At 35.1% G+C, this 10995-nt stretch carries 14 protein-coding genes; 4 read left to right on the plus strand and 10 right to left on the minus strand.

Translation table 11 applies throughout. From position 1 onward, the window contains the following. Together FTV04_RS15845 and FTV04_RS15850 are read right to left on the minus strand one after the other, a co-directional pair. On the minus strand, positions 1-430 hold a 430-nt coding region (locus FTV04_RS15845), incomplete at its 3' end, for a RepB family plasmid replication initiator protein (protein ID WP_180090336.1). Positions 431-1000: 570 nt separating this feature from the next. After that, positions 1001-1315: a hypothetical protein gene (locus FTV04_RS15850; RefSeq protein WP_180090338.1), complete on the minus strand. Its 315-nt coding sequence runs from the start codon at positions 1313-1315 to the stop codon at positions 1001-1003. A 307-nt stretch (positions 1316-1622) separates the two neighbouring features. Between FTV04_RS15850 and FTV04_RS15855 the strand changes: the two genes are divergently transcribed. Then, a complete protein-coding gene (locus tag FTV04_RS15855) occupies positions 1623-1991 on the plus strand; it encodes a LysR family transcriptional regulator (RefSeq protein ID WP_179991841.1) in 369 nt (122 codons plus the stop codon). 216 nt (positions 1992-2207) lie between these two features. Further along, complete coding sequence (locus FTV04_RS15860) at positions 2208-2801, plus strand: hypothetical protein (RefSeq protein WP_180005472.1); 594 nt, start codon at positions 2208-2210, stop codon at positions 2799-2801. A gap of 81 nt (positions 2802-2882) precedes the next feature. On the opposite strand, the gene FTV04_RS15865 is transcribed toward FTV04_RS15860, so the two are convergent. The 3 genes from FTV04_RS15865 to FTV04_RS15875 all read right to left on the minus strand — a co-directional run bounded on the left by FTV04_RS15865 (position 2883) and on the right by FTV04_RS15875 (position 4323). Beyond that, positions 2883-3575 (minus strand): S1C family serine protease, encoded by a 693-nt coding sequence (locus FTV04_RS15865; protein ID WP_180005473.1) that lies wholly within the window; start codon positions 3573-3575, stop codon positions 2883-2885. A 163-nt stretch (positions 3576-3738) separates the two neighbouring features. Beyond that, on the minus strand, positions 3739-4020 hold the full coding sequence (locus FTV04_RS15870) for an addiction module antidote protein (RefSeq protein WP_067865280.1): 282 nt from the start codon (positions 4018-4020) through the stop codon (positions 3739-3741). Further along, positions 4021-4323 carry a type II toxin-antitoxin system RelE/ParE family toxin gene (locus FTV04_RS15875; protein WP_180090340.1) on the minus strand — a complete coding sequence of 101 codons (303 nt, stop codon included), beginning with the start codon at positions 4321-4323 and terminating at the stop codon, positions 4021-4023. It lies immediately after the preceding gene. A gap of 221 nt (positions 4324-4544) precedes the next feature. Here FTV04_RS15875 and FTV04_RS15880 point away from each other — a divergent pair, with 221 nt between their 5' ends. Together FTV04_RS15880 and FTV04_RS15885 are read left to right on the plus strand one after the other, a co-directional pair. After that, positions 4545-5615, plus strand: coding sequence for a hypothetical protein (locus FTV04_RS15880; RefSeq protein ID WP_180090342.1), 1071 nt, complete (start codon positions 4545-4547; stop codon positions 5613-5615). Positions 5616-5807: 192 nt separating this feature from the next. Then, entirely contained in the window at positions 5808-6419 is a 612-nt protein-coding gene (locus FTV04_RS15885; protein WP_015060246.1) for a recombinase family protein, read from the plus strand. Between the two features lie 189 nt (positions 6420-6608). On the opposite strand, the gene FTV04_RS15890 is transcribed toward FTV04_RS15885, so the two are convergent. The 5 genes from FTV04_RS15890 to repM form a co-directional block, all read right to left on the minus strand. Further along, positions 6609-7493, minus strand: a complete 885-nt coding sequence (locus FTV04_RS15890) for an Mph(E) family macrolide 2'-phosphotransferase (protein ID WP_000155092.1) — start codon at positions 7491-7493, stop codon at positions 6609-6611. Between the two features lie 55 nt (positions 7494-7548). Continuing rightward, the gene (msr(E), locus tag FTV04_RS15895) at positions 7549-9024 is read right to left on the minus strand and encodes an ABC-F type ribosomal protection protein Msr(E) (RefSeq protein ID WP_000052512.1); all 1476 of its coding nucleotides are present in this window, start codon (positions 9022-9024) and stop codon (positions 7549-7551) included. Positions 9025-9620: 596 nt separating this feature from the next. Continuing rightward, positions 9621-9764 carry a hypothetical protein gene (locus tag FTV04_RS15900; RefSeq protein ID WP_180053084.1) on the minus strand — a complete coding sequence of 48 codons (144 nt, stop codon included), beginning with the start codon at positions 9762-9764 and terminating at the stop codon, positions 9621-9623. Between the two features lie 12 nt (positions 9765-9776). Further along, positions 9777-10352, minus strand: a complete 576-nt coding sequence (locus FTV04_RS15905; protein WP_180090344.1) for a plasmid replication DNA-binding protein — start codon at positions 10350-10352, stop codon at positions 9777-9779. After that, positions 10345-10995: replication initiation protein RepM (gene repM, locus FTV04_RS15910; RefSeq protein WP_180090346.1), on the minus strand; the 651-nt coding region annotated here is incomplete at its 5' end. The genes repM and FTV04_RS15905, both read right to left, overlap by 8 nt.

The raw sequence follows: 10995 nt of genomic DNA on the forward strand, positions 1-10995 counted from the left end.
CACTACTAAGACTACTGACTTGTTGTAGTTCATATTTCGTAAATTGCTCTTCTAACCTGGTGATGAATGGAACGACAGCTGGAGCAAATATTAGGTCTACAGTCGCTTCATTGTCGTTATAAGCAATCTGAGAAACCCAGCGACTCATAACATTTCTGATATTCCCATTAGCCTTTTTTTCTTGATAACTAAACTGACGTGCAAAAAGATCTTTACAAGCATCTTTTAGAGCTTGATAGGCTGTATTGCGGTGTACGCCAAATTGATTGATATAACTATCAGCATGAACTTCTAATGGATCATTCGCATTAATACCTCTACCACTTTCACGTGCTTCAACAATGGCTAATAGTATTAAACGTTGTTCTACTAAATCTAAGTTATAGCTAGCATTTATTAAGGCATTATCTTTTACAACTAAATCTCTCATAGCCACTAATTTTTTATTGTGTATAAGTACACGTTAATATTATTTGTGGACTTATGCAAGGTAAACGTAGTCATATTGCAAGGTAAACGTGGACATATTGCAAGGTAAACGTGGACATATTGCAAGGTAAACGTGGACATATATCCTTTGAAAGTGTTGTAAATAAAGGCTTTCAGCATGTCTAAAAGCATTTAAAAACTTTAAAAATAATTAAAAGCCCAGGTAAGGAAAAATTGCCCTTGGTTTTCGCTACGCTCAAACTCTATTGAATCTCGCTTTCGCTCGATTCGTCGGGGCAATTTTTGGTTGATCTCGTTGTGACTTCAATAAAAAGCAAAAGCACGATGAATTCGCTTCGCTCATAAAGCTTTTTTACTCGCTACGCTCGATCTAGGCTCAATTTTCTGCATGTGATTTACGCTTATTTAGGCTTCACAGCCTAAAAAGCTGTTTTTCAGAGAGTCTAAGCGCGAATTTCAGCGATTTCACTCGTAGACACTCGTTCTGTATCTTTCTTTATTAATCGAGCTGTCATCGCATTTAAAGGCGTTTTAAAGAGCATATGGTTTTTTAAATAAAATCTTTTCCTGCTGTATGCGGATCATAAGAAAAAGAAGGGGTTTGATTCATCAACTTTTGTTGATCTTTTTCTTTATGAGTTTCATTTTTTGGAGCTTCAATGTTATGTATTTTCCCCTGGTGCGGCGTTTTTTCGCTAATGCCCATTTTCTGCAAATTTCTTAATACCGCACTGTAAGAAATATGGTTGGCGAGATCGGGTAAATCGGCATGTATTTCTTTAACGGTGAATCCCGCTTTTAACCGTTTTTCTATTTCAGGCAAAGCCGCTGTGATAAATTTTTTTGCGCCATGTCGAGTAACCATTCAGATCTCCTCATTTCTGTTTTTTATGCGATTAAGTGCAATTATATGCGATCAAGAGCTTTTATATGCAACTATGTGCTTTTAAGTGCGATTATAGGATTTTATAAGCTTTTCATCTTTTTTATGTGCGATTATATGCGATTAAGTGCGAAACATAGTTAGGGTGAAACAGGCAAGATGTGTAATGTTGGTCAACATGCTAGCATTTTGACACCCATTACTCCTGCTTATTCGCTTTTCAAGCTCAACGTGGAATCTTGTCCTGCGGAGCTTTTGGCATAGCCAAATGACAATGGAAATGATGAAAATGAATGAAAAGAAAAAGCCAAAACGGATACGCCAAAAGATCATTAAAGTGGTCGTAACTGATGAAGAAAAAAAGCAGATTGAAGCAAATGCTGCTCAGGCTAATTTATCGGTTTCTCAATATGCACGTGATTTGGGTTTAAGCTATCAGCCCAAAAGTTTGATAGATGTTCAATCGTTTCAGGAAATTCGTAGCATAAAGGAGGATTTCAACAAGATTGGTGGTTTGTTGAAAAATCTTATGAGTGGTGAGGTGACTGATCCGAAAGAGATCCAAACAAAATTAAATGGCTTACTGTTGGACTTATCCAAAAATCAAAATTTGCTTGATCAGCTACTGACTAAAGTAAGATCCAAGATCAAGTTTTAAAAAAAGTGTATGGTCTGTTGCCTTGTATAGTGGCGTTAGCCGCCACTGCGTATAAGAGATTTTATGTTAAATAGCTATAGCGGCTATGCTTGAATATATTTTTTAATTTCTTCAAGGCATGGCTGTATGTTTCTTTCTGTACACATTAGTATTAAGAAAGACATTAAAAAATTTATGGTATTTTGTATTTAACTAATATTTTTATAAGAGATTTTTATGTTCGGATGGTTTAAAAAGAATGAAAAAATTCCTGTTCAGCCTAGTTTAGATATTACACCCACTCCCCTGATGATCAGAGAGGAAGAAGAACTGCGAAATCAATTTTTGATGCACTTCGTTGAAAAGCTATCATCATATCCCGAATTAAATAAGTACAAAATAAATGAAATAAATAGTTTAATTGAAAAGAATTTAAGGGTTTTTGAAAGAATAGAAATAAAAAAAATTCTTAATACTGGTACTCCATTAACAGCTATTCAAAAAAAAGAATTTGGATTTAATACAAGGTTAAAAATTTGTGAGGACTATCTAAAATTTATTAACATTAATGAAGTTAATAAGGACGACCCATTTGAATTTTTAGTTGATACTGAGTTTTATGCTAGGGCAAGATCATGGTCTTCTAGAGATATACAGCAAGCTAAAAATATAGGCTCAAAAAAAATAAAATTATCTGTGGATGAAGAAGCATGTCCTCAATCTGTTAAAGCCCAAAAAGTTTATCTTGTGAATGATGCCCCATTATTACCATTGAAAACTTGTGGAAACAGATGTAAATGTATGTATACAGCGGTTGTTGAATATGACTAGGTTTAATTTATTTTATATGATTTAGCTTGATACTTTGGAGAATAGCTAAAGATCCATTCTCCAAAGTCCAGCAACTTTAGTTTACCAGCCAAGAGTAACTGGAACTATTTTAGAGGTAGAATCTCTTATCACTGTAAATTTCAAAGGATTTGTAGATTTTTCTTCATTCAAGATTGTCATAAAATTATCTTTCCAAACGTCCCGACCATTAATTTGAGTAATGAGATCATTTCTTAAAATATTTGAACGATATGCTGGACTATTTATATAAACTAATGAAACTAAAACGCCAGTATTTCTTTCATGTTTTTTAACTAAATCATGTGGTAAATCCCTGAAAATAATACCTAAAGTGGTTTTTTTATAACTCTCATCAAGAGCCATGAAATTGGCATCAAAATTATAAAATAGCTGAGTTGTAGATTTTTTTTGAACATCATTTATATTAACAGATTGATCTAATACAGTTTTTAGTATTAAAACTAAAGGTGCTTTAACTTTTTTGGCTTGCTCTATTGCTTCTTGGTTTGAAGCAGAATTACTTACAAAAGTTGAATAACCAAGTGCTATATAACCTTTACTTAAATAATCATAATATTCTTCAACTCCATTTATATATTGCACTGTAACTTTTTCATTAGACTTTAAAAAAATAGTATCTTTATTATTCCTAATATCTTCATATTCTTCGGTAAATTCGTAATTCTCCATGTAAGGATTTGCAAATACAGTTTGGAATGAGGAAATGAGTAAAGAAAAAAGAATTTTTTTCATAAATATTATTACATTAGTGTTTATAGGATAAATAACATAGTATCAAAAGAAAGCTATTCATGACCAATTTAGAGCGTTTATGAAGATTTTTTAAAATTAACATAATACACGTTATACGAAATTAAAAAATGGAGCCTAAAGCTCCATTTTTTAATAACTTTTTTTAAATTGCTAAGCGCAAATTCAGTGCTTTTACAACTTTAATCACCGTATCAAAACTAGGGTTCACATCACCAGAAAGTGCTTTGTAAAGACTTTCTCGGCCTAGACCTGTATCTCGTGATAATTGAGCCATTCCTTTAGCTTTAGCAATGTTACCTAAAGCTTTAGCAATGAATGCGGCATCACCATTAGATTCTTCGATACATGCTTGTAAGTAAGCCTGCATATCTTCTTCTGTTTTAAGATGCTCAGCACTGTCCCATTTGCGAAGTTTAATAGCCATTTATAGCTCCTCCTCTAAATCTTGTGCCAATTGCAGGGCAAGTTTTATATCTTTACTTTGCGTAGACTTATCTCCGCCTGCTAAAAGAATAACAACCCTTTGCCCTTGTTTGCAGTAGTAAATCCTATAGCCTGGTCCAAAGAAGAAACGTAATTCAGAGACACCTTCACCAACTGGTTCAGTATCTCCAAAGTTTCCATCTTCAACCCGATCAATTCGGACTTGTATGCGTCTTTTTGCGTGTTGGTCTTTTAACTTGGTGAACCAGTCATCAAAGACTTCAGTGGTATATATTGAGTACATAAGTAAAATGTATCCTATAGGATACATTTATGCAAGAAATAAACTTGGTTTTGGGCAGCCTGAAACGCTGAATTTCGTATAAGCACCATTATGTTAAATGGCGGAAATATTCTAAAAGTTAGAGGCTAATAATAAGAAATTAATATTAAATAGAAGTTGTGAGAATAATTTTTTCTAATATATATTCGTTAAGTCATTAATTTATATTAAGTAGATTTATTTTGAGTGAATTTCCTACCAATAGCAAAACATTAGATGAAGCTTTTATCTTAAGTGAAGAAATTTTGAAAGGAATAGAGTTAGCTAATACTTCTTTGGTTAGTTGTACTTTAAAGGCGAGTAGATTAGCTAGATTACTTAATGATTTTGATCATCAAAGAATTTTTTCATTTGAAAGTAGTGGATATCCTTCTACTCCTAGTGGTGTTAGTGCTGATATTTGGAAATTATGTCAAAAAGCTAATAGAACTTATAAGTTAAAAGAGACTAAGGATGGTGTAGAAAAAGAGATAGAAAGAGCCGACCTTATTTCCGTAGGAGCGGCAGAGACTGAAATGGATTCCTTAAAGGAAAGTTTACGTGTAGCATTTGATCCAAATGTTTCAGTTAGTTCTGCTAACCCTAATCAATATGTTACTACTGGGGTAACTAGCAACTCTGGTGAAAGAAGAAAATTAAGAGCCCGTATTCAAGAGCTTTCGACGTTATTAGATAAAAGAAGAGGATTTCTTTATGAATATGTTTCTAATAAAAATTATGAATTAAAATATTCCAAAATTACCTCAGATATTTTTTCAAGAACAAGAAATAATGTTGATTCAAAAATTGGAAATTTGATTCCTTTATCAGTCCAAAAATTTGCATCTGTTTACGAGAATCTAAATTCTGATAACACTGAAGATTGGTCTAATGCAGTCCATAGTTGCCGCAGAATTTTACAAGATACAGCAGATGTAATATATCCAGCGAGAGATGATAAAGTTATCAATCCAACTAGTAGTAAACCTAAAATAATTAAATTAGGACCAGATAATTATATAAATAGACTTATTGCTTATGTTGAAGAAAATACTAATTCAAAACGATTTGAAGAAATTGTAGGGTCACATATGAAATATTTAGGTGAGAGGTTAGATGCGATTTTTCAAGCGGCTCAAAAGGGATCACATGATATTATTGCAACAAGAGAAGAGGCTGATAGGTATGTAATTTATACTTATCTAGTGATAGGCGATATATTATCTTTAAGGGATGAAATTCAGGAAACACAACAAAATTCACCTACTACCTAATAGGTTAGAATTTCTAAAATTAACATAATACACGTTATACGAATTCCCAAGGCATGGCTTTTAGTCATGCTTTTTTTATCAAAAGACTATACCTGAATGATAGCGAGCCAAATCGCATACAATATCTATCATTAGACTTAATGCAATAATTAAATGATAGTATTATCATTAATCTAATAGAATTAAGATTAAATGATAGAAATGAATACACGTATTTATCTACGAGCTTCAACTAAAGATCAAGATGCAGAAAGGGCTTTGCAGATTCTTCAGGATCTAAACCAAAACTTGAATTTGGGTGAAACCATTGTGTACGTGGAAAACTATAGTGGTACGAAGTTAGACCGACCTGAATTGAATAAGCTACTGTCAGAAGCAAATCAAGGTGACACATTGTTAGTTGAAAGTATTGACCGCTTATCACGCCTAACCCAACGAGATTTTCAAGAGCTGAAGCGCAGGATCCAGGAGAAGGGACTTCGTTTAGTCGTAGCAGATCTTCCTACTACCTACCAAATGATTCAAACCAGTGACAGCATTACTCATTCAATCTTGGAACTCATCAACAATATGTTGATTGATCTTCTGGCAACAATGGCCCGCCTAGACAATGAGAAACGTATAGAACGTATTAAGCAGGGCCTGGCACGTTCGGGTTACAAACCAACAGGCAAGAAGGCAAATGAGGCTAAACATAAACGAATAAAAGAATTGCTAGTAGTTGGCAATATGACTAAGGAAGAAATTGCCAAAGCAGTGAATTGTGGAGTTGCAACTGTCTATCGAGTTGCTAAAGTTATCTAAAAGAGGCTTATCTCAACGCGCCCCCAATGGGGCACCGCTGCATTCAGGTTACTTCACATAAGAAATTTTATGTTAAATGATTGTTAGAAATGCCCCTTGATCGAGGCATTTTCTATAAAGAATACTAAAAACTAATTAAAGCCAACCAAGTTTCAAAACAAGGCAGTTCTCAGCAATCATATTTTTAAATTATATAACTCCCAACTGAGCTTTTGCTCCAACGATAAGGCTTTCATTTTGAGTTTCTAAGGCAAATAAACCATACATCAAAGGAGAGGCCGCTGCTCTTTCTAAAGTCTGTTCATATAGTTTATTCCAAACTTTACCCCCTAGTTTTTCATACTCGATGATTAGAGTTTTGAGGCTTTCTTCTCCAAACAAAGTTACATGCCCAGCAAAATCAATCGCTGGGTCATCTATATGGGCTGTTGACCAATCAATAACGCCTGAAACAGCTCCATCCTTTGAAGCTAGTACATGCCCAGCATATAAATCGCCATGTATAAATTGGGTGAAATCTGCCCATAGAACATCATTATCCAACCATTTTCTGTAGCGGGTTTCCAATTGCTCACTTATACCAATTTCAGATTTTACTAACTGCAAATTGTTTGCTATTTCAGGTCTTAAATCTGAAGGTTTCATAATTTTCAAATCATTTTCCCGAACTTCTTTTTCAGGAATACTATGGATTTCAAATAAGGTTTTTGCCAAAGATGTTATGTATTTCGGGCTATCTTTGTCCATATTCCAAATTATTTCATAGGTTTCAGCATCCAAATTTAAAACAGGATTATCTTTAAGTATGGGATAAGCCACTAATTCTGTAGATGAAATTCTCCAATCAGGAACCTCTACAGAAAGATGTTTTTTTACCAATTCTAAAATGCGTTTTTCTTTCTTGATTTGTTCCCTCATGCCATCACGACGAGGAATACGCAGCAACCATTGTTGCCCCTTTGTATCAAGAGCAAAAACGACCTTAAAATCAATGCCCATTTCATTGAAATTCATTTTGTCCGTAAGCAACAAGCCGTGTGCTTCAGCAAGTGATTGAATATCTTGAATTGTCATTTTTAATTTCCTTTAAAGAGTTCAATAATTAATGTTCGGATTAGATTGGCTATCATTAACAATCTCTCTCAAAAGTCTTGATGATTTTGTGGTCTTTGATCTCGTAGATAATGTCAGCAATATTATCGACCAATTGCTTGTCATGAGATACGAAGATAATAGTTCCTGCATAGGACTTCATCATTGTTTCTAATGCGGCAATACTTTTTAGGTCAAGATAGTTTCCTGGTTCATCCATAAGCAAAATATTATATTTTCCTAAAAGCATTTTGGATAAAAGCAGTTTGATGATTTCACCTCCCGATAAGTCGGATAAGTTTTTTTGAATATCATTCGCTCCGATCCCCATTGAAGCCAATACTGCACGAATTTCCGCAACTGTGTACTCGCACTCTTCCTGCATAAAGGAGAGCACAGATTTATGCGTGTTAAATTTATATCCTGTTTGTGTAAAGTAGCCAATTTCAGCTTTTGGAGATATGGTTAATCCATCAGCACGTTCTGATATCATTTTTAACAAGGACGTTTTCCCTGTTCCATTCGATCCAGTTATAGCGACTTTAGCGCCAAGCGGTATTATAAAGTTAGCGTCATCAAAGATAGTACGGCTACCAAATTTTAAGCTCAGACCATCTGCCGTAATCGGGAACTTATTGTGCAGTTCTAGGGCTGAACTTTGACGAAAACGAATAGAACGCAAATGCTCTGGTGCTTGAATATCTTCTAATGCAGCCAAACGCTTTTCCATACTCTTAGCTGCCTGATACAGTTTTCTTTGCTTGGTGCCAGTCATTTTTGCATGCCCAAGTCGTCCAGCACTTTCGGTAGAGTTTTTGGATTTTTCTCCTTTTTTCTTATTGTCTAATCGATTAGCTTGCTGGCGTTTTTCTTGCACAGCAGATTCTAATCGCTCCCGTTCCTTCATCATCAGCTCATATTCTACGGCTTGGTGTTGTCGCTCTTCTTCTTTTTGACGCAAGTAATCCGAGTAACCACCCCAATATTCCGTAATTTTACCGTCTTTTAACTCCCATATCTTGTCTACAACCATATCAAGAAAATATCGGTCATGACTGATAACAAGTAATGCTCCATCAAATGCTTTAAGTTGACCAATAAGTAGATCTATTCCATTGAGATCAAGGTGGCTGGTTGGTTCATCCGCTAGAATGCCATGTACTTGTTGGGAAAATGCGGCAGCAATTTTTGCACGAGTTTCCTCTCCGCCACTCATTGTGTCGTTTTGTACATTGGAAACACCAAGGCGAGATAACATTGCCCGGTCTTCGACCGTTTCTATTTCGATTCCGCCCAGTTGGCTGATATGTGCAAAATCACCAAAACGCTGTAATGTCGCTTCGGCTAAAACAATTTCGCCATTAAGTACTTTGAGTAAACTACTCTTTCCTGCTCCGTTATCACCCACAAGACCAATACGGTCATAAGAGTGAATTTCCAATTCATCAATATCCAAAACATCACGCCCAGCATAATCCAAGCGTATGTTTCTCGCTTTAATAATTAAACTCATTTTTATTTACTCCTGTTTAGCTCTTGAAATTTTTTATGCAGCAAACAGGATTTAGGTGAAAACAAAAGCTAGCATCACAGTGTCCTCCCAAAAAAAAAGCTATTCATCCACAGGGTGGACAAATAGCTAGTCAATTAAGTTATAACTGGAAACTATGCACTAAAAGCATACTTATAAATTAAGCATACTTTTACTTTATATATCCGCATATATTCTTAAAGACACAACAAAAGCCCACCATTATAAAATAGTGTCACTATGCAAATAGTTGTGTCTTAACGAATGCGGATAGAATGCATAAACTTACCTAAAAAATAAAATTCAGTTTTATGATAACTTTACTGTTAAAAGAAGTCTAGACAACCTTGTTTTATGCTTGGATATAAGGCTTATTTTAAAATAATAGTAGTGAAGATTTTCTAAAATTAACATAATACACCTTATACGAAATGCTTTTTTTATTACTTTAAAAATCATAGCTTTATCGTGTAGTAAGAAGCCCAACTCAGCTGAGTTGGGCTTTTTTCGTGAATCTTACCGTTCCACGCCTACTATTTAATCAATGTTCCACACTTTTAATTAGCTCAGTTGAATAATCAGGATGCCTGGTCTTTTCCTTTTTGGCGTTCATCCAGCTCTTTTTTCAGCGCCTTTTTATCCTGGTACGATGCGATCAGCATGATCGGGATCAACAGCGGGGCCACAATAATGCCTAGGGCAATGTCTTTCAGTTTCGGCATGATCTTTCTCCCTTAGTCATTATCAAAAACAGCATTCAGCACACGGCCAAATAAGCCACGTTTTTTGTGTTGTGGCACTGCCACATTTTGCAACGTGGCATGCTGTAGCGTTTGGGTGTGGTATGCCGTAGTTTCTTGCTGTGGCACCGCCACATTTTCTGCAATATTTAATGCATTATTCTTTTTATTATCATTGTCTTGTTGTGTTGTCGCATGCTGTGGCATGTCAGTGTCGCATGCCGTAGCATCTTGTTGTGGTGCTGCTGTGGCAGGTGCAACACTTTTCAGCTCAATGAGTGTTTGCATACGGTCAATTTGTTGCATTAACCGTTCTTCACGTTCTTGGTATTTTTTGACTTCATTTTCTAAATGGGCAATAAGTTTTTTTGTAGATTCATCACCTTCTTGCTTAGATGATTCAATTTTTTGAGGTGTTTGCTCAGGTTCTCCAAAGCATCGAATGACCTCTGCTAGATCGAATTGTCCATCATTGGAGCGTGATAAACGTCCATTACGTACAGCTCTGTAAATGGTTGATCTATCCACATGAAATTTTTTAGATACTTCACTTAGTGATAACTTAGCCATTTACGGTGTCCTTTTTATTTGATGGCATATATCCCACTTTTTTTAGGTATGGGTATAGTTCTTTTATTCGGTCAGGGTCTTGCAGCATCTCAGCAATACGAATAGCAAATTGCGGATAGCTTTCAGTTCCCTGGGAATAACGACCCATTTCAGGAAGTTCAGAAAGTTTATTGGCAAACATATGGCGTTGTGCATCAGTCATCTTTGTAAAGAAATCTAAAGTATTAGGATCTCTATCTACTAGAGGTGGAGAGTCCTTTTTTTTCTGTTTAAAGTTAAACGAAAAACCAGATATTGAGCGACCCCGTTTATGCTGCTCATACTTTACACAAATATCTGTATGTTCATTTATCTGCTTAATTGAAAGTTCTAGCACACGTTCTTTTAAGTGAGCCATCCGTAAATATTCATTATCAAGAACACCTAATTTTTTTCTGAACTCTTGTAGCTCGATAATTGGTGTTTTACCAGCACTTCGCCATTGAATTAGAAGCTCATATAAACGAATAGCATAAGCACTACTAAGACTACTGACTTGTTGTAGTTCATATTTCGTAAATTGCTCTTCTAACCTGGTGATGAATGGAACGACAGCTGGAGCAAATATTAGGTCTACAGTCGCTTCATTGTCGTTATAAGCAAT

Origin of the sequence: Acinetobacter sp. YH12219 (assembly GCF_013417875.1) — a bacterium.
Lineage (GTDB): Bacteria > Pseudomonadota > Gammaproteobacteria > Pseudomonadales > Moraxellaceae > Acinetobacter > Acinetobacter amyesii.